At 69.5% G+C, this 17,549-nt stretch carries 16 protein-coding genes; 9 read left to right on the forward strand and 7 right to left on the reverse strand.

All coding sequences use genetic code 11. The features are described 5' to 3' along the window. Positions 1-42: 42 nt before the first annotated feature. The 3 genes from IPV08_RS10330 (at position 43) to IPV08_RS10340 (ending at position 4,031) form a co-directional block, all read left to right on the forward strand. Positions 43-2,277 (forward strand): pseudouridine synthase, encoded by a 2,235-nt coding sequence (locus tag IPV08_RS10330; RefSeq protein WP_207411802.1) that lies wholly within the window; start codon positions 43-45, stop codon positions 2,275-2,277. Then, positions 2,274-2,831: a 16S rRNA (guanine(966)-N(2))-methyltransferase RsmD gene (gene rsmD, locus IPV08_RS10335; RefSeq protein WP_056425110.1), complete on the forward strand. Its 558-nt coding sequence runs from the start codon at positions 2,274-2,276 to the stop codon at positions 2,829-2,831. Before IPV08_RS10330 ends, rsmD begins: the two co-directional genes overlap by 4 nt. Before the next feature lie 66 nt (positions 2,832-2,897). Beyond that, on the forward strand, positions 2,898-4,031 hold the full coding sequence (locus IPV08_RS10340; RefSeq protein ID WP_246747885.1) for a spore photoproduct lyase family protein: 1,134 nt from the start codon (positions 2,898-2,900) through the stop codon (positions 4,029-4,031). 43 nt (positions 4,032-4,074) lie between these two features. Here IPV08_RS10340 and IPV08_RS10345 read toward each other — a convergent pair whose 3' ends face one another. Continuing rightward, positions 4,075-4,479: a winged helix-turn-helix transcriptional regulator gene (locus tag IPV08_RS10345; RefSeq protein ID WP_207411803.1), complete on the reverse strand. Its 405-nt coding sequence runs from the start codon at positions 4,477-4,479 to the stop codon at positions 4,075-4,077. A gap of 76 nt (positions 4,480-4,555) precedes the next feature. Between IPV08_RS10345 and IPV08_RS10350 the strand changes: the two genes are divergently transcribed. Continuing rightward, positions 4,556-5,167, forward strand: coding sequence for an FMN-dependent NADH-azoreductase (locus tag IPV08_RS10350; protein ID WP_207411804.1), 612 nt, complete (start codon positions 4,556-4,558; stop codon positions 5,165-5,167). A 141-nt stretch (positions 5,168-5,308) separates the two neighbouring features. Here IPV08_RS10350 and mutL read toward each other — a convergent pair whose 3' ends face one another. The 3 genes from mutL to IPV08_RS10365 form a co-directional block, all read right to left on the reverse strand. Then, entirely contained in the window at positions 5,309-7,276 is a 1,968-nt protein-coding gene (mutL, locus tag IPV08_RS10355) for a DNA mismatch repair endonuclease MutL (protein WP_207411805.1), read from the reverse strand. Positions 7,277-7,347: 71 nt separating this feature from the next. Next, a complete protein-coding gene (locus IPV08_RS10360) occupies positions 7,348-8,172 on the reverse strand; it encodes a hypothetical protein (protein WP_207411806.1) in 825 nt (274 codons plus the stop codon). Further along, positions 8,169-8,618 carry an abscisic acid-deficient protein Aba4 family protein gene (locus IPV08_RS10365; protein ID WP_207411807.1) on the reverse strand — a complete coding sequence of 150 codons (450 nt, stop codon included), beginning with the start codon at positions 8,616-8,618 and terminating at the stop codon, positions 8,169-8,171. The genes IPV08_RS10360 and IPV08_RS10365 overlap by 4 nt, the downstream gene beginning before the upstream one ends. Positions 8,619-8,657: 39 nt before the next feature. Here IPV08_RS10365 and IPV08_RS10370 point away from each other — a divergent pair, with 39 nt between their 5' ends. Then, the gene (locus IPV08_RS10370) at positions 8,658-9,311 is read left to right on the forward strand and encodes a TetR/AcrR family transcriptional regulator (protein WP_207411808.1); all 654 of its coding nucleotides are present in this window, start codon (positions 8,658-8,660) and stop codon (positions 9,309-9,311) included. A gap of 498 nt (positions 9,312-9,809) precedes the next feature. Here IPV08_RS10370 and IPV08_RS10375 read toward each other — a convergent pair whose 3' ends face one another. Both IPV08_RS10375 and IPV08_RS10380 read right to left on the reverse strand, forming a co-directional pair. Then, the gene (locus IPV08_RS10375; protein WP_207411809.1) at positions 9,810-10,826 is read right to left on the reverse strand and encodes a KpsF/GutQ family sugar-phosphate isomerase; all 1,017 of its coding nucleotides are present in this window, start codon (positions 10,824-10,826) and stop codon (positions 9,810-9,812) included. 123 nt (positions 10,827-10,949) lie between these two features. Beyond that, entirely contained in the window at positions 10,950-11,234 is a 285-nt protein-coding gene (locus IPV08_RS10380) for a hypothetical protein (protein WP_348646105.1), read from the reverse strand. A 304-nt stretch (positions 11,235-11,538) separates the two neighbouring features. Between IPV08_RS10380 and IPV08_RS10385 the strand changes: the two genes are divergently transcribed. Further along, on the forward strand, positions 11,539-13,227 hold the full coding sequence (locus IPV08_RS10385) for an MCP four helix bundle domain-containing protein (RefSeq protein ID WP_207411864.1): 1,689 nt from the start codon (positions 11,539-11,541) through the stop codon (positions 13,225-13,227). 50 nt (positions 13,228-13,277) lie between these two features. Here the strand turns inward: IPV08_RS10385 and uraD are convergent, their stop codons facing one another. Beyond that, complete coding sequence (gene uraD, locus IPV08_RS10390; RefSeq protein ID WP_207411810.1) at positions 13,278-14,219, reverse strand: 2-oxo-4-hydroxy-4-carboxy-5-ureidoimidazoline decarboxylase; 942 nt, start codon at positions 14,217-14,219, stop codon at positions 13,278-13,280. Between the two features lie 352 nt (positions 14,220-14,571). Between uraD and pucL the strand changes: the two genes are divergently transcribed. From pucL to IPV08_RS10405, 3 genes are all read left to right on the forward strand, one after another. Further along, entirely contained in the window at positions 14,572-15,414 is an 843-nt protein-coding gene (gene pucL, locus IPV08_RS10395; protein ID WP_207411811.1) for a factor-independent urate hydroxylase, read from the forward strand. A 51-nt stretch (positions 15,415-15,465) separates the two neighbouring features. Continuing rightward, positions 15,466-15,960, forward strand: coding sequence for an AAA family ATPase (locus IPV08_RS10400; RefSeq protein WP_207411812.1), 495 nt, complete (start codon positions 15,466-15,468; stop codon positions 15,958-15,960). 98 nt (positions 15,961-16,058) lie between these two features. Further along, positions 16,059-17,489 carry a protein adenylyltransferase SelO gene (locus IPV08_RS10405; RefSeq protein ID WP_207411813.1) on the forward strand — a complete coding sequence of 477 codons (1,431 nt, stop codon included), beginning with the start codon at positions 16,059-16,061 and terminating at the stop codon, positions 17,487-17,489. Positions 17,490-17,549 lie beyond the last annotated feature (60 nt).

Here is a 17,549-nt window from a genome sequence, read left to right on the forward strand (position 1 = left end):
CAATCGCTCGCAACCTTGCCTCCGCTCTGTTATGGGGCTCGGATGAGCGACAAGACAGACGAACAGACGGGCGGGTCCGAGGACGCGCCCGAGACCAACAGCGTTTCCGGCGAAGCCTGGACCCCGGCGACCGATGCGGGCGTGCCCGGCCCCTCGGCCGAGGAGCAGCCGAAGCCCCGCCGGGCCGCCGCGCCCGCCAGGGGAGGAGACGCTCCCCTGCGCCGCAAGGCCGCCCTGCCGAGGCCTGCGGCCAAGGCCGGGGACGATGCCGCCGCCGGTGATTCCGATTCGGCGACGCCCGAGGGCGACCGTATCGCCAAGGCGATCGCGCGTGCCGGCATCGCCTCCCGCCGCGACGTCGAGGTGATGATCGCCGAGGGCCGCGTCACCCTCAACGGCAAGGTGCTGACCTCGCCCGCGATCAACGTGACGGATGCGGACGAGATCACCGTCGACGGCGAGCCCCTGCCCGCCCGCGAGCGGACCCGGCTGTGGATCTATCACAAGCCGCGGGGCCTCGTGACCACGGCGCGCGATCCGGAAGGGCGCCAGACCGTCTTCGAGGCCCTGCCCGAGGATCTGCCGCGCGTCGTCGCCATCGGCCGCCTCGACATCAACACCGAAGGCTTGCTGCTTCTCACCAACGATGGCGGCCTCGCCAAGGTGATCGCCCATCCCGATACCGGATGGCTGCGGCGCTACCGCGTCCGCGCGCATGGCGACACGAATCAGGCCGAGCTCGACAAGCTGCGCAAGGGCGTCACCATCGACGGCATGGATTACGGCCCGGTGGACGCGGTCCTCGACCGGTCCTCGGGCGACAACCTCTGGCTGACGCTGGGCCTGCGCGAGGGCAAGAACCGCGAGGTCAAGCGCATCCTCGAACATCTGGGTCTGGCGGTGAACCGGCTCATCCGCCTCTCCTTCGGCCCGTTCCAACTCGGTGACCTCGAAGTCGGTCTGGTGGAAGAGATCCGCACCAAGGTGCTCAAGGAGCAGCTGGGCCCGACCCTCGCGGATCAGGCCGGCGTCGATTTCACCAGCCCCAACCGTGAGCCCATCGCCCCGTTCGGCTCGCCGAAACCCGCGCAGCAGCAGGCGAAACAGCCCGCCCGCAGCGCCTCGGCGGCCGCGGCGCGAAGCGCAGGGCGCAGCTATGACGACGCCCCGCGCGGTTATGAGCGCGGCGGTGACCGTGATCGCGGCGGCGACCGCCCCCTGCGCAAGCCCGCCGAACCCGCACGGGTCCCCACCGGCGGCAACAGTGCCGGCCCCCGGCGCTCGGTCTGGCGCGCGGACGAGGCCGCACCGCAGGAGGACGGCCCGCGCCGGGTCAAGATCCCCCGCCGTGGCGCCGATCCCAAGGCGGAGCGTGAGGCATCCGCCGCTCGCGGCCGCGAGCGCGTGGGCGCGATCAACACCGGCGAGCGTCGTGTCCTGGTGGAGCGTCTGAAGGCGAGCCCGCAGGAGCCGGCTCCCGAGCCGCATCGCCGTGATCGCGGTGCACGGCGTGACGAGACGGGCGCCGCCGAGCGTCCGGTCCGGACGCTGCGCCAATCCGATGCCAAGGCGGCCCGCCGCGAGGAGGCCGATGCCCGGCCGCCGCAGCGCCGGTTCGACGGCGATGCAAGACCTCCGCGAAGCGACGCAAGGCCTCCGCGAAGCGATGCAAGACCGCCGCGCAGCGATTCCAGACCCCCGCGCCGAGACGATGCTCCGCGCAGCGGCGGGTTCGGACGGCAGGACGGTGCCGAGCGGCGCGGTCCGCCGCGTGGCGGCGACGAGCGCCCCCGCAGCTTCAAGCCCCGCGATGGCGGCGGCTTCAACGACCGCGCGGAACGCCCGGCCTTCAATCGCGGCGAGCCGCGCGGGGACAGGCCGGCGGGATTCCGCAGCGAGAAGCCGGCCTTCAATCGTGGCGGAGACGATCGTCCCGGTGCCGGCCGGCCGGGCGGCTTCAAGGGAGCGGGCTTCAAGGGCCGCTCCGACGACCGCCAGGGCGGCGACCGTGACATCGGCGCCGAACGCTCGGGCGCCGATCGTGGCGGCTTCCGACCGGGCGGCAAGCCCGGTGGGTTCGGGAAGCCGGGCGGGTTCGGCAAGCCCGGCGCATCGGGCAAACCCGCCGGGGCCGGAAGGCCGGGCGGGTTCAAGGCGGGCGGTTCCTCCCGTCCCGGCGGTTCGGCCAAGCCCGGCGGCTTCGGCAATCGCGGCGGCGGCGCGGGCGGCAAGCCCGGTGGCGGGGGCGGACGTCCGCCCCGTGGCGGCTCGCGGTGAGGATCGTCGGCGGCGACCTGCGTGGACGCCGCCTCGCCACCCCGAAATCGGACGCGATCCGGCCCACCTCGGATCGCCTGCGCGAGGCGCTCTTCAACGTCCTCGCCCATGCCTATGACGACGCGGTGGCCGGCGCGCGGGTTCTCGATCTCTTCGCCGGAACCGGGGCGCTGAGCTTCGAGGCCCTGTCCCGCGAGGCGAGCTACGCCCTCCTGGTGGACGAGGGCGCCGAAGCGCGCGGTCTGATCCGCGAGAACATCGATGCGTTGGGCTGCGCCGGCAAGACGCGGCTGTTCCGCCGCGATGCCACCAAGCTCGGTCCGGCCGGCACCAGCGGGACCTTCACCCTCGTCTTCTGCGATCCCCCCTACAACAGGGACCTCGCGCCGGCCGCTCTCGCCAGCGCGTCCCATGGCGGGTGGCTCGCCCCCGGCGCCCTCGTGGTGGTGGAGGAGGCCGCCGGCGCCAACGTCGCGCTGCCGCCGGGCTTCACAGAGCTCGAACGACGGATCTACGGAGACACCGCCCTGGCCTTCGCGCGCTTCCAGGCCTGACGCGTCGACCCTGCGACCCCGGCGCGCGCCGGGAACCCCGGGGCATCGCCGCCGCGTTGCTCCGCCATGGTCCTCGAAGACGTCACACGCGATCCCCTGACGGCCGAGCCGGCGAAGGCCGGGCCGGTAGGGACTTCGCGTGACGCGCGCCTGTGGAGGCCGCGCCGTGTCCTGGTGACGCCGGCGGCCCTGGACCATGCCCATGGCCGCGCGATGCTGGCGCGGGCCGAGACGCTCGGTCTCCCGGTGGAGCGTCTGAAAAGCAACCGTCTCACGGGACTGCGCGACGAGGATCCGCGCCGGGCCTATCGCGAGGCGAAGGCGACCCTCGCCATCGTGGTGGCGCCCCCGACCAAGCTGAAGCTGCAGCCGATCCCGCCCAGTGCCGACTGGCGCTTCGATCTCGCGGAGGGCTGCCCGGCCCATTGCCAGTATTGCTACCTCGCCGGCTCCCTGTCCGGCCCTCCGGTGACGCGGGCCTATGCCAATCTCGACGCGATCCTCGGGAATCTGCCGGCCTATCTCGGTGAGGGCAGCGTCACCTTGGCCCAGGCCGGCCGGGTCGAGGAGGGCACTACCTTCGAGGCCTCCTGCTACACCGACCCCCTCGGGATCGAGCACCTGACCGGCTCGCTCTCGGCGGCGATCACGCATTTCGGCGCCTGGGACGCGGCGGTGCAATTGCGCTTCACGACGAAATTCGCCGCCGTCGAGCCGCTTCTGGCCCTGCCCCATCGGGGCCGGACCCGCGTGCGGTTCTCCCTCAACGCGCGTCCCGCCGCGCGCTACGAGGGCGGCACCGCCAGTCTCGACGCCCGCCTGCAGGCGCTCGGCGCCATGGCCCGCGCCGGCTACCCGGTGGGTCTCACCATCGCGCCGATCATCGCCGTTCCCGATTGGCCGGACGCCTATGAGGGGCTCCTGCGGGAGGTGGCGGAGGCGCTGTCCGGCGTGTCGAACCCCGACCTCACCGTGGAGCTCATCACGCACCGGTTCACGCCAGGGTCGAAGGACGTGCTCCAGGGCTGGTATCCCGGCTCCGACCTACCGATGCGGGAGGACGAGCGCAGTCGCAAGCTCACCAAGTTCGGCTCGGTGAAATACGTCTATCCCCGCGATCTGATGCGGACCATGCGGGAGACGATCACCGCCGCCGTCGCGCGCGAACTGCCCTTCGCGCGGGTCCTCTACTGGACCTGATCGGCCGGTCTTCCCGCTGTCACGCCCGTCGAACGCCCCGGTCTCAAGCCGGGTCCGTCTCGCCGCCGGCATCGAAACGGGTCCGCGCGGCCTGGATCGTGGGCAGGTTCGCGAAGGCCCAGGAGCCGAGTGCCTGGACAGGTACCTGAAGCGAGCGGCCGAGCTCGGTGAGTTCGTAATCCACCCGGGGCGGGATCGTCGGCGTGACCGTGCGCGAAACGAGGCCGTCCCGCTCCAGGCCGCGCAGGGTGAAGGTGAGCATCCGTTGCGAGATGCCGCCGATGATCCGCTTCAACTCGTTGAAGCGCCGGGGCCCGTCCGTGAGCGTCATCACCACGAGGATGCTCCATTTGTCTCCGACCCGCGCCAGCACCGTACCGACCACCCGGCAATCGCCGGGGCGGTGGGAGGCCTGTGCCTCGGTTACCTCCATGTGTCCGGGTTCCACGAATGTGCCTCCTTGCGCGAGCGCCACTCCGGTACTCTATAGCGCCTCGGTATATTTCTGATACCGAGGATCGAACATGAACCTTCTGCACATCGACAGCAGCATCCTGGGCGAGCATTCCGTCAGCCGCGCGGTCTCGGCCGCCATCGTCGCCCGCCTCCGCGCGGGGGCAGCGGACCTCGAGACGACCTATCGCGATCTGGCCGCCACGCCGATCCCCCACCTCTCGGGCGCTTACCTCGCGGGCCATCAACCGAACGCGACCAACACGCCCGACATCCAGAACGACGTCGCACTCGGGCGCGCGGTGCTGGCGGAGTTCCTGGCTGCCGATATCGTGGTGATCGGCGCGCCGCTCTACAATTTCACGATCTCGACCCAGCTCAAGGCCTGGATCGACCGCATCCTCGTGGCCGGCCAGACCTTCAAATACACCGAGAGCGGCGCCGTCGGCCTCGTGCCCGAGAAACGCATCATCGTCGCCGTGTCGCGCGGCGGCCTTTACAGTGCTGGGTCGCCGACGGCTTCGGCGGAGCATGCCGAGACCTATCTGCGGGTCGTCCTCGGCTTCATCGGCGTGACCAACCCGGAATTCATCATCGCCGAGGGGATCGCCCTCGGTCCCGAAGCCCGCGAGAAGGCCCTCGGCGGGGCGCTCGACGCGGCTTCCGCCCTGCCGACCGCCTGAGGACCGACGAACCGGCGCCGCTCCCTAGAGCTGCGCCCGACCACGTTGGGCCGGGGCACGTTGGGCCGGGGCACATCTCCAGGCCTTTGTTTTGCCGCGCTCTTTTTCGCCGAACCGGCATCCACTTCGGCGGAGAGCGCTCTAGCGCCGGCCGAACAGCCGCTCGATATCCTGGAGCTTCAGTTCCACGAAGGTCGGGCGGCCGTGGTTGCAGGTGCCGGCGAACGGGGTGGCCTCCATCTCGCGCAGGAGCGCGTTCATCTCCTCGGGGCGCAGGCGCCGGCCGGCGCGGACCGAGCCGTGACAGCTGATGCGCGAGAGGATCGCGTCGAGGCGCCGCCCGAGCGGGCCACCCTCGGTAGCGTCGGCGCTGCCCTCCTCCAGCCCGCTTGCGTCGAGGGCGTCGAGGACGTCCTCCAGCAGGCGGCGGGTGGATGCACCGGCCAGCGCCGTCGGCATTTCACGCACCAGGACCGCACCGGTGCCGAACGCCTCCAGGGTGAGGCCGAGCCGGTCGAGGTCGGGTGCGGCGGCGACGAGGCGCTCCGCGTCCTGCGGCGCCATCTCCACCACGTCCGGGATCAGGAGGCCCTGGCGGGCGATGCCGCCGGCGGCGCGCTCGCGCTTCAGCCGCTCGTAGACGAGGCGCTCATGGGCCGCGTGCTGATCGACGAGGACGATCCCGTCGCGAGTCTGGGCGACGATGTAGGTCTCGTGGAGCTGGGCGCGGGCGGCACCCAGCGGGTGATCGTCCGGCAGGGGCTCCACCTCCGGCTCGCGCATATCGGCGCCGGGCGGCGCGAGATCGCCGGAGAACAGCGCCTGCCCGGCTTCCTCGAACCCTGCGTCCTCGAACCCTGCCCCGGACCGATCGAACGCCGCCTGCGGAGCCTCGAACAGACCTCCGCGCGCACCGAAGGACGCTGCCGGCGCGAGGCCGGCGGGCGCGCCGAACGAGGGCAGCCCCGGCGGAAGCGGCGCCCTGCCCGACCAGACGCCACGTCCAGAATGTGCGCTCATTGCAGGCCGCATCGTCGATGAGGGATGGCCCGGACGCAGGGCGTCCAGGGTGCGGGCGGCCCCCGTGCTGGCGTTGCGCGCTCCGACCTGCCGCAGGGCCTCGTGAATGGCGCTGACGATGAGGGCGCGCACGAGGCCCGGCTCGCGGAAGCGCACCTCCGTCTTGGCGGGATGGACGTTCACGTCGACGAGGGCGGGATCGCAGGTGATGGCAAGGCCGAGCACCGGATGACGGTCCGAACTCATCGTGTCGGCATAGGCCCCGCGCACGGCGCCCAGCAGCAGGCGGTCGCGCACCGGGCGGCCGTTGACCGTGAAGTGGATCTGGTTGCCCGCGCCGCGATGGTAGCTCGGCAGGCCGATATGGCCGGACAGGGCGAAGCCTTCCCGCGCCATGTGGAGGGGGGCGGAACTCGCGCCGAAATCCGGCCCCAGCACCGCCGTGAGCCGGCGCAGGTCGGCGTCGTCGCCGGTCTCGGCGGCGAAGATCAGGGGGCTGCCGCTCTCGGAGCGGAGGGCGAAGCGGATCCGCGGTTGCGCCACGGCGAGACGCCGCAACCCATCGGCGATGGCCAGCGCCTCGGCGCGGTCGGATTTCAGGAATTTCAGCCGTGCCGGCGTCGCCGAGAATAGGTCCGTCACCTCGATCCGCGTGCCGCGCGGGCTCGGTGCGGGGCGGACCTCGCCCTTGATCCCGGCATCGACCACCAGGGTCGATCCGCTCTCGGCTTCGGCGGTGCGGCTGGTGAGGGAGAGGCGGGCCACAGCCCCGATGGAGGGCAGCGCCTCGCCGCGAAAGCCGAGGGAATCGATGCGGGTCAGGTCGCCGCCGGGGAGTTTCGAGGTGGCGTGGCGCTCCACCGCGAGGGCGAGATCGTCGGCACTCATGCCGGCGCCGTCATCCACCACACGGATCAGCCGGCGGCCCCCCGCCTCGATCGTCACCTCGATGCTGGTCGCGCCCGCATCGATGGCGTTCTCCACCAGTTCCTTCACGGCGGAGGCCGGGCGCTCCACCACCTCGCCCGCGGCGATGCGGTCCACGAGGATCGGGTCGAGGCGGCGGACGGGGCGGAGTACGGGTGGCATTCCCCCGACCATAGGCGAGCGCGCCGCCGCCTCAAAGCGCTGCCCGCGTCATCGCGGTGGGAAGGACGCGGTCAAAAGAAGGGAAAGGCGAGGCCCTGACCGGCCTGGACCCAGGCGATTGCGATGACAATGCAGAGGAGGCAGGCCGCCAGCGTCACGAGCATCCGTCGCCTCGGCAAGCCGAGGGCGATGAAGCCGGCGGCTGCGAGCGGCACGATCTGTTCCCCATGCATGCCAAGGAAATGGGCGACCCTCAGATCGCCGCCCGCCTGGTTCCAGCCGAGCAGGGGCAGGCTCGCACCGGTCGGGCCGACCGCATGGCCGTGGTTGACGCTGAGGGCGATGCCGGTGGCAGCCCCGAGGATCACCGTCGTCGCAAGGCCGAGAATGACGGCCAGGCGCAGGCTCGGCTCGAGGCCGGGACGTGGCCGGACCGCCACCGCGATGGCCAGGGGAATCTTGGCAGCGAGCAGGGTCAGCGCCATGATCCCCATCAGGGCGTAGAGGGACGCGTGAAGCGGATCGCCGTCGTTGAAATGCGAGGCCTCGGCCCGCGCCGCCTGCAGGGTGATGTAGGCGAGCTCGAACCCGCCCGCGACGATGAGCAGGAACCGGCCGGAGCGCAATGAGCCGGAACGGCGCCGATCCGGCCGGACGTAACCGGTGAACCAGGCGAAGGTCAGGGCGTATAGACCGACCGAAACGAAGAACTTCGCGGGCTTCGCCCAGACAAAGCCGCCATCGATGAGCCTCCCATCGACAAGGGGGAGTGCCAGGGTGACGGCGCCGGTCAGCAGACAGGCGAGGCCGAAGGCGGTGAGGACGGGATCGTCCGCCCGAAGCCGGGCGAGTGCCGTGGGGTGGGGAGCGTCTCCGCCGAGGGTGAAGGTGGTCATGTCCGGGTCTCCAGGCCGAGCCTGCCGGTGCTGAATCCGATGACGAGGGCGAGGAGCAATCCCGCCGGGCCGACTAGGAAGGTGAGGACGAGGCAGGGCAGGAGCAGCAGCGGCGAGATCCCCGCCCCGATCCCGGCGCGAGCGATCCAAGTCCCGACGAAGAGGTCGAAGGCGAGATAATGGATCCAGCCGGCGGTGAGTGCATGATCGTCCGCGAACAGGGCGCGGACCGCCTCGATGGAGTCGAAGCCGCCTTTCGCTCCCCCGGCCAACCCTGCCGCCAGGGCGCCGAGATAGGCCACCGCCAGGAATGCCGGCAGGACGAGGCCGGTGCCGATCCAGGCAGCCCTTCGGAGACGGGGAGCGAACAACGCGATGGCGAGGGCGATCCAGCCCAACAGGGCGATCGTGCTGCAGAGGGAGAACAGGCTGGCTGCGGGGATCACGTCTTGCCCATCCTTATCTTGACATCGTATAGATCGAGCATGAGCGCGCATCTTGACACTGTCAAGTCGTCGAAGGACGTCGGGACGACCGAGGCGGCTGTCTACCATCACGGCGATCTGCGGGCTGCCCTGATCCAGGCGACGACGGCCATCCTGCGAGAGCGCGGGATCGATGGATTTTCCCTGAGGGAGGCGGCACGACGCGCGGGCGTTTCGCCGGCGGCCCCGCAGCATCATTTCGGCGACGCGCGCGGATTACTCACCGCCGTGGCGACGGAGGGGTTCCGGATGCTGGGCGACGCGCTGGCCGCTGCCGATTCCACCGCGACCGATCGCGACGGGCGCATCCGTGGCCAGGGCCGCGCCTATATCGGCTTCGCCCTCGACCATCCGGCCGAGTTCGACACGATGTGGCGCTGTGCGCGGATCGACACCGGCAATGCCGCTTACGCTTCTGCGGCCGGGCGCGCCTTCGGGCTCCTGAAAGCGGCGGTGGCCGGAACCCCTTTTGAGGATGGCGGACGACCGGCGGTCTCCAATCATACCGACCCGGACCCGAAGGCCGTCGCCTGCTGGTCCCTGGTCCATGGTCTTGCTCGGCTCGCCCTCGACGGAGCGCTGGGGCCGGCCGAGGCGGCACGCAGCGCAGTCGATGCGATGCTGGAGCCTATCCTCGACTGCCTGACGGTGTGATGCCGGGACGACCCAGCTCGGTTCCCGCTCTCACCCCAAGACTCTAATGGGTCACACATCTGCTCGACATCCGTTCCCTTGATCCAGGCGGGTTCGACATGAGGCGCGACGGGCTCCCTCTTCTGGAAGGAGAGGGCTGGGGTGAGGTGTGGTCCATCTCCGGAGAGGTCACATACCTCACCCTGTCCCTCTCCTTCCGGGCGGGGCCATCGCATATGGTACCGCGCCGTCATTCCGGGTCGCCAGAGGCGAGCCCGGAATCCAGATCCGCCGACGGTGCAAAGTCCTGCACCGCCTGTGTTTCTGGATCCCGGGCTCCGCTGCGCGGCCCCGGGATGACGGGGGGCTGCGTTTCAATTTCTCGACGAGTAAATCGGCATATGCGATCACCCTGCCTTCCAAGAGAGGGGACCCTTGCTGCCCGCGAGATGTGTGAGTGCCGTGCCCCAAGAGCGGGGGGCGGATACGCTCCGGGCTTCGCGGAGGAAAGGCCCGTGGTCAGGCGACCCCGGCCCGCAGCAGGTCGTGATAATGGACGAGGCCCACGGGGCGCTCGTTCTCCACGACGATGAGCGAGGTGATCTTCATCGATTCCTGGATTTCCAGGGCCTTGGCGAGAAGGGTCTCCGGGCTCACGGTGCGCGGCCGGACGCTCATCAGCGCCTCGACGACGAGGCCGTCGAGATCGGCCCTGAACACGTTGCGGCGCAGGTCGCCGTCGGTGAGGATACCGGCGAGGCGGCCGTCCTCTTCCACCACCACCACCGATCCGAATCCCTTGGCGTCGATCTCGGCGATGGCGGCGCGCATGCCCGTGCCGCGCCGGACCACCGGCAGCTGGTCGCCCGCATGCATCACCTCGCGGACCTGACGGAGCGAGGCTCCCAGGCGTCCGCCGGGATGGTAGATGCCGAATTCGCGGGCTGAGAAGCCGCGGGCCTCGAGCAAGGCGACGGCGAGGGCGTCGCCCAGGGCGAGCTGCATCGCCGTAGAGGTCGTCGGCGCGAGCCCGTTGGGACAGGCCTCGCGGGCCTTGGGCAGGGTCAGGCAGATATCGGCCTCCCGCCCGAGGGTCGAGCCGGCATTCGCCGTGATGGCGATGAGGCCGACCCGGTAGCGCCGCGCATAGCCGATGATGTTGGCGAGTTCCGTGGTTTCGCCCGACCAGGACAGGGCGACGACGACGTCCTCCGGCTGGATCATGCCGAGATCGCCATGGCTGGCCTCGGCTGGATGAACAAAGAGTGCCGGCGTGCCGGTGGAGGCCATCGTCGCGGCGATCTTGCGGCCGACATGGCCCGATTTGCCCATGCCGGTGAGGATGGCCCGGCCCTTGGCGCCGGAGATTCGGGCGACGGCCTCGGAGAAGGCCGTGCCGAGCCCGTTGCCGATGGCCTCCATCAGGCAGCGCAGGCCCTCGCGCTCGGTCTCGATGGTCCGAAGGGCGGAGGCGACGGCGGGGAGGTGCCCGGCATCGGGCTCGGAAACCCGCTTCTCCGCTGCAGCAACGCCCATCCGAGATCCCCGTATCGTTGCCGGTGCGCCCGGCACCGTTCCAAGCCGCCTATGCAAGGGGAATGTGGTCGGATGGGGGCTTGGCGTCTTCGACGCTCCAAGCCCGTTGCGCCAACGGCGCAATCAGGGGCGCGGGGACGGATGCGTGTGAGGGGCGTGGGGCGGCACCTTCGGCTCATCGGCCCGAATGCCCCCGGCACCTTGCGGCACCGGAACGGCATCGCCGCTCCGGATGGCTTCGGCTTCGTTGCGAGGCCCGGCCACGCCTTCCGTTCCGCCCGGTGCGGTGGCGGCGTCGCGGCCCGAGGGGGCGCCGTAGCTCTGCGCGGCAGCGAGGCTCGCGGATGCGATCACAAGACCGGCCGCGAGAGTAACGGTGAAGAAGCGTGTCATCGGTCGTGCTGCCACGGTTGAATGTCTCACGGTGATTGGTTGTCGGCACGTCAAACCGAAGTCAATGCAGTGCAATCCGCATGCCGGAACAGATCCCAATGCGCAATCGTCCTGTTTCGGACGAATGGGGAAATGGGGCGGGGCACGGCCGGATTGGGCATCGCCCTGCAGATCTCTGACGATGACAGAAGAATACATGTGTCGCGAAGGGATGAGGAAGAGACGAGGCAATCAAAAGTGAACCTTAAGGATTCCGAGGGAGTGTCGACCTTCGATCGCCCCACCGAATGACCGGATGGTGGTCTTGATGAGGTTCGTTGTGACGCTCCAGGCTCTCCCCATTCGCACGAAGCTCATCGTGGCTTTCTCGATACTCACCGTCTTCATCATGGGATTGGGGCTGCTCGGGATTCTGGGCACCCTGCGCATGCGTGAACAGGCGCTCCACATCGAGACCAACTGGCTTCCCAGTATCCGTGTACTTGGCGAGATCGATACACTCACGGCGAGAAACAGCGCCGTCATCCTGCGCCATGCCCAGGAGACCGATGCGCAGAAGCAGGCCACGATCGAGGGCGACCTCGTCCGTTTCGGAAAGAAGCTCGATGAGAAGAAGAAATCCTACGAGACGATGATCGCGTCCCCCGGGGAGCGCGACCTCTACGACGCGTATACCCGTGAGGCCGCGAAATTCGCCGTGGTGCGCGACGCCATCATGGATCTCTCCCGCAGCGGAGAGAAAGCTCAGGCCTTCGCCCTGTACGAGACCAAGGGGCTCGCCATCCGCCGGGGCGTGTCGGAGGCCCTCGAAAAACTCGTGAACCTCAATAATGTCGGTGCGGATATGGCACAGGCGCGCAGCAAGGAAGTGTTCGAGCAGACCCGGACCCTAGGCATCTCCGCCATCGTCGTCGCCGTCGTGCTGTCCGTGCTCTCCGCCCTCGTCATCATCCGGGGCGTCACCGGAGGGATCGATTCCGTAGTGCGGCCGATGCAGACCCTCGCTGCGGGCGACCTCTCCGTGACCATCCCGCACCAGAAGGCCCGGACCGAGATCGGGCGCATCGCCGATGCCGTGCAGGTGTTCAAGGACGGCCTGTTGCGCATGAAGGCTCTGGAGGAGGAGACCGCCCTGGCACGGGCCGGCGCGGAAGCACAGCGCAAGTCGGCCATGCGAACCATGGCCGACGGTTTCGAAGCCGCGGTCGGCGGGATCATCCAGAGCGTCACGAGTTCGGCGACGCAACTGCAGGCGACAGCCCAGAGCATGGCCGGCACCGCCACGGAGACCGCTGCGCAATCCACCAGCGTCGCCGCGGCTGCCCATCAGGCCGCTTCCAACGTCACCACCGTGGCGGCCGCTGCCGAGGAACTCGGCTCGTCGGTGCACGAGATCGGCCGTCAGGTCAGCGCCTCGGCCGACATGTCCCATGCCGCCGTTCAGGAGGCTGCCCGGACGACGACCTTCGTGAAGGACCTCAACTCGGCGGTGCTGAAGATCGGCGATGTGGTGACGATGATCACCTCGATCGCGGCCCAGACCAATCTCCTCGCTCTGAACGCCACGATCGAGGCGGCGCGCGCCGGCGAGGCCGGCCGCGGCTTCGCCGTGGTCGCGGCGGAGGTCAAGGAGCTCGCCAACCAGACGGCCAGGGCGACCGAAGAGATCGGCGGCCACATCGCCTCGGTGCAAAGGTCGACGGATCAGGCGGTCTCGGCGATCGGCGGCATCACCACGCGAATCCAGGAAATCAGCGGCGTCTCGACGTCGATCGCGGCCGCCGTGGAGCAGCAGGGCGCCGCGACACAGGAGATCGTTCGCAACGTGGCCCAGGCCGCTACCGGCACGAGCGAGGTGACGGTGAACATCGTGGGCGTAGCGGACGCCGCCGAGGAGACGGGAGAGGCGGCCAGCCAGGTGCTCGGCGCGGCATCGGAGCTGTCACGCCAGTCCGAGCATCTCAACGTCGAACTCGGCCGCTTCCTCGCGACGATCCGCGCTGCCTGACCGGGGCACTCCCTCGCGGGATCTGCGACTCACCGTCTCCAGGGACGAGCTCAGCTCCCGCGATAGGTCTGGTAGCTCCAGGGGCTCGCCACCAGCGGGACGTGGTAGTGACCCTCCGGGTCGCTTACCCCGAAGCGCAAGGTGACGATATCGAGGAAGGGCGGTTCCGGCAGTCCGGGATTCGTCCGCCGGAAATGGTCGCCGATGCCGAACCGCAATTCGTAGGCCGCGATCGGCACCGGCCTCCCGCCGATGAGGGGCGCGTCGGTGCGTCCATCGGCGTTGGTGACCGTGCGGGCCACGATGGCGGCCCTGTCGTCGGAGACCCATTCGTACAGGGACACCGCGACCCCCGCCGCCGGCCTGCCGGAAGCGGTGTCGAGGACGTGAGTGGAGACGCGGCCGGTCGTGCGCAGCCTCCCCTCCCCCTTCACCAGAGCATCGAGGCGGATCGCGGCGATCCGGAACACCTCCTCCTCTGCTGTCGCCCGCTCCATCGCTGGCGTCGAGGCTAGACGTTGCTCGAACGTGCGGAGCAGCGAGGCGCGCCCATGCCGCTCGACGCACAGGATGAAGGGAAAGCCGAACGTTGCGCGATAGCGCGCGGTCAGGCTCTCGCACCGCGCAGACTCGTCCTCCGAAAGCCGGTCGAGCCCGGCCGGGGCTCGTTCGGTGTCTGTATCCGCAGCAAACGTGCCGGCGCGGACGGCGTATTGGCCAAGCTCCGCGTGGTTTGTCAGGAGGGCGAGCCGATCCGGTTCCGGAGCCGCCTCCACCGCGGCCCGCATGGCGGCTAAGAGTTCGGCCAGCGTCGCATAGGGACGGCCTCGCACGGCGGCTTCGGCCACCCACGGCGCATCATCGAACACCGTCTCGAGGGCCGTCACGAAATGCGCGGCCGGTGCCGTGTTGAGGCTGGCGAGGTCGAGTTTGGCGAAGCCGGAGGCGGCAGGCTCCGTGCCGCCAGCCCCGGTGGCCGCTGGAAGGGTCATGGCATCCCTCGCTGCTGGTTCATGCCGCCTCGACGGCTCCGGCGGAGGTGCCGAACCGAGCCGGTTTCATGCGCTTTCGTAGCAGGCAACGGACCAGATCGGGCAAGCGGCATCGGGACCCTATCCGCTCCGGGCCGTAGGCTCGGCCGATTCCGCTGGCATACCGCTTGCGGACGATTTTCCCGCTTGCAGACGATCTTCCGGAGAACCGGGCCCCCCGCGCTCTGTCGGAGCGGCGGACCGAACGGCATCCGCTGGCCAGTGATGATCGGTCTGGTCTTCCCCGACAGGTCGTTCTCGCAGACTATCGCCCATGCGGCCGAGGCCTGAGGCAAACGAGAAGGAACCGATCATGGCCCTGACGGCGTCGACCTACGGCAAGGGACGGGTGCGGGTGATGCGGCTCGCCCGCGACGGCGACCACCATACCCCGCGCGAACTCGACGTGAAGGTGCTGATGAAGGGCGGTTTCGACCGTGCCTGGACGGCGGGCGACAACCGGGCCTGCGTCGCCACCGACAGCGTCAAGAACATCGTCAACGTCACGGCGGCGAACCATCTCGCGGCGGAGAAGGAAGCGTTCGCCGGCGCCGTGGCATCGGTCTTCCTCGACACCTACCCGCAGGTCGAAGAGGTCGTGATCGAGGCGCGAGAGACGCGCTGGCTGCGCCACGCCATCGCGGGCGTGCCGCATGGCCATACCTTCACCCTCGACGGCAACGGCGTCGGCTTCGTCAAGCTCACGGCGAACCGCGCCGGGTCGGTGCTGAAATCCGGCTTGCGCGGCTACACCTTCATGAAGACGACCCAGTCCGGCTGGGCCGATTTCGTCGATGACCAATACCGTACCCTGCCGGATACCAGCGACCGCATCGCCGCGACGAGCATGGGTGCGACCTGGACCTGGGCCGGCATCCCGGCCGATTATGCTGCCGCCAACGCCCAGGTGCTGGCGACCCTCATCGCGGTGTTCGGCACGACGTACAGCTACGGTGTCCAGGACAGTATGTACCGGATGGGAGAGGCGGTCCTGGCCGCGATCCCGGAGATCGCCGAGATCGCCTTCGCCATGCCCAACAAGCACTACATCCCGATCAACCTCGCGCCTTTCGGCCTCGACAACCCGAACGCTGTGTTCCTGCCCACCGACGAACCGCACGGACAGATCGAGGCGACGATCGGGCGGGAGCGGTAGCGCGGCGCACACTCTGGCGGCGGCGACCGCTCGTCGACTAAGCAGGTCCGCATGCAGCGCGTGATCGTCATGGGGCCGCCGGGCAGCGGGAAATCGACCCTGGCGAGACGCCTGGGCTCCGCCCGCCGCCTGCCCGTCTTCCATCTCGATCAGGCCTATTTCCGTCCGGGCTGGGAGCCCGTGCCGTCCGAGGCGTTCCGCGCCGAGGTGGAGCGTCTCGCGGCGCTCCCCCGCTGGGTCATCGACGGGAACTACACCGACACGATCGGGCCGCGCTTCGAGGCGGCGGACACCCTGGTCTATCTCGATCTTCCGGCCTGGCTCACGATGGCGCAGGTGATCCGCCGGCTGGCGGCGAGCTACGGCCGGGTCCGGCCGGATGCGGCGCTCGGTTGCCCGGAGCGGCTCGATATGGAGTTCCTGCGCTACGTCTGGACCTGGAACCGCAAGAGGCGGGCGAGGAACCTCGCTCTGATCGAACGGTTTCCCGGCAAGGTCGTCATTCTGGCGAGCCGCGCGGAGCAGCGCCGGTTCGAGGGGTCATGACTCTCCCCCGAGAGGCGCTCGCGTCATCTGGGGTGGCTGTCATCGCAGCGCCGCTCTCGCTAGAGTCCGGCCTCCATCGCAGGAACCCGCGCTCGCCCATGCCATCACCCCGCACCGCCGCGAAGCACATGGAACTCGGCACCGACTTCTACGACGTCGTGGCCGCCGCCGATTTCCCGAAGACGATCCTGCGCTATCGCAACCGGCCCTGGTCGGCGCGGGTGGGGCTCGACGGTCTGTCCGACGAGTCGTGGATCGCGCATTTCGGCCGTTTCCAGCCGCTACCCGCCAGCCTGCCCCAGCCGCTGGCGCTGCGCTATCACGGCCACCAGTTCCGCTCGTACAACCCCGATCTCGGCGACGGGCGCGGCTTCCTGTTCGCGCAGCTCCACGACCTCGTGGATGGGCGTCTCCTCGATCTCGCGACGAAGGGCAGCGGCACCACGCCATGGTCGCGCACCGCCGATGGACGCCTGACCCTGAAGGGGGGCATGCGCGAGATTCTCGCCACCTCCATGCTCGAGGCTCTGGGCGTCAACACCTCGAAGAGCTTCAGCCTGATCGAGACCGGCGAAGACTTGGAGCGCGGCGACGAGCCCTCCCCCGCCCGGTCCAGCGTCCTGGTGCGGCTGAGCCATTCCCATATCCGCATCGGCAGCTTCCAGCGCCTGCTGGCGCTGGACGAGCCGCACAACATCCAGAAACTCCTCGATTACACGGTGGGGACCTACCTGCCCGACGCGTGGCGGGAGGAGACCGGGCCCCGCGCCATCGCCTTCCTGGAGGAGGTCTGCCGCAGGGTCGCCCGCACGGGCGCCCAGTGGATGGCGGCGGGCTTCGTCCATGGGGTGCTCAACACCGACAACATCAACATCACCGGCGAAAGCTTCGATTACGGCCCGTGGCGCTTCACGCCCACCAGCGATCCGAGCTTCACCGCCGCCTATTTCGACGTTCAGGGGCTCTACAGTTTCGGCCGGCAGCCCGAGGCGCTGTTCTGGAACCTCAGCCGGCTCGCCGAATGCCTGATGCCGCTCGCCGACCGCGAAGCCCTCGAAGGCGCGCTGAAGGTCTTCGGGACGAGCCTTCAGGATGCCTTCGCCGAGGCCCTCCTCGCCCGGCTGGGCCTGGCAAAGCCGGCGGACGAGGCGGATTTGCACCGGTTCGTCGCCGCCTTCTGGGGCTTCCTGGCGAAGAGCCGGGCGCCGTTCGAGCAGACGTTCTTCGACTGGTATGGCGGCCTCGCCAGCACCGACCGTGCGGCGGCGAGCCCCTCCTCCGCCTTCTACGAGCGCGAGGATTTCGCCCCCGTCAGAACCAGCCTCGCTTCCCTGTCCCCGGTGGAGGGAATCCGGCTCGATCACCCGTATTTTGCGCGGCGCGAGCCCTGCACGATGCTGATCGAAGAGGTCGAGGCCCTGTGGGACCCCATCGCCGAGCGGGACGATTGGTCGGCGCTCCATGCCAAGCTCGATGCCATCGCCGAGATGGCGGAGGCCTATGGTACCGCGCCTGCACCGGCCGTCTGAAGCGACGCCCTGTTTCGGACACATGGCTGCGTAGGTTCGGGCGATGGCGGCGGTCGATGT

This window comes from Methylobacterium sp. SD274, assembly GCF_017355285.1.
In the GTDB taxonomy this organism is placed as follows: domain Bacteria; phylum Pseudomonadota; class Alphaproteobacteria; order Rhizobiales; family Beijerinckiaceae; genus Methylobacterium.

Bases quoted from the DNA above. Each gene is read 5' to 3' on its own strand.
- pucL (WP_207411811.1), top strand. From the start codon at position 14,572: ATGGCCCTGACGGCGTCGACCTACGGCAAGGGACGGGTGCGGGTGATG.
- IPV08_RS10370 (WP_207411808.1), top strand. From the start codon at position 8,658: ATGAGCGCGCATCTTGACACTGTCAAGTCGTCGAAGGACGTCGGGACG.
- IPV08_RS10350 (WP_207411804.1), top strand. From the start codon at position 4,556: ATGAACCTTCTGCACATCGACAGCAGCATCCTGGGCGAGCATTCCGTC.
- mutL (WP_207411805.1), bottom strand. From the start codon at position 7,276: ATGCCACCCGTACTCCGCCCCGTCCGCCGCCTCGACCCGATCCTCGTG.
- uraD (WP_207411810.1), bottom strand. From the start codon at position 14,219: ATGACCCTTCCAGCGGCCACCGGGGCTGGCGGCACGGAGCCTGCCGCC.
- IPV08_RS10360 (WP_207411806.1), bottom strand. From the start codon at position 8,172: ATGACCACCTTCACCCTCGGCGGAGACGCTCCCCACCCCACGGCACTC.
- IPV08_RS10400 (WP_207411812.1), top strand. From the start codon at position 15,466: ATGCAGCGCGTGATCGTCATGGGGCCGCCGGGCAGCGGGAAATCGACC.
- IPV08_RS10375 (WP_207411809.1), bottom strand. From the start codon at position 10,826: ATGGGCGTTGCTGCAGCGGAGAAGCGGGTTTCCGAGCCCGATGCCGGG.
- IPV08_RS10330 (WP_207411802.1), top strand. From the start codon at position 43: ATGAGCGACAAGACAGACGAACAGACGGGCGGGTCCGAGGACGCGCCC.
- IPV08_RS10405 (WP_207411813.1), top strand. From the start codon at position 16,059: ATGCCATCACCCCGCACCGCCGCGAAGCACATGGAACTCGGCACCGAC.
- IPV08_RS10340 (WP_246747885.1), top strand. From the start codon at position 2,898: ATGGTCCTCGAAGACGTCACACGCGATCCCCTGACGGCCGAGCCGGCG.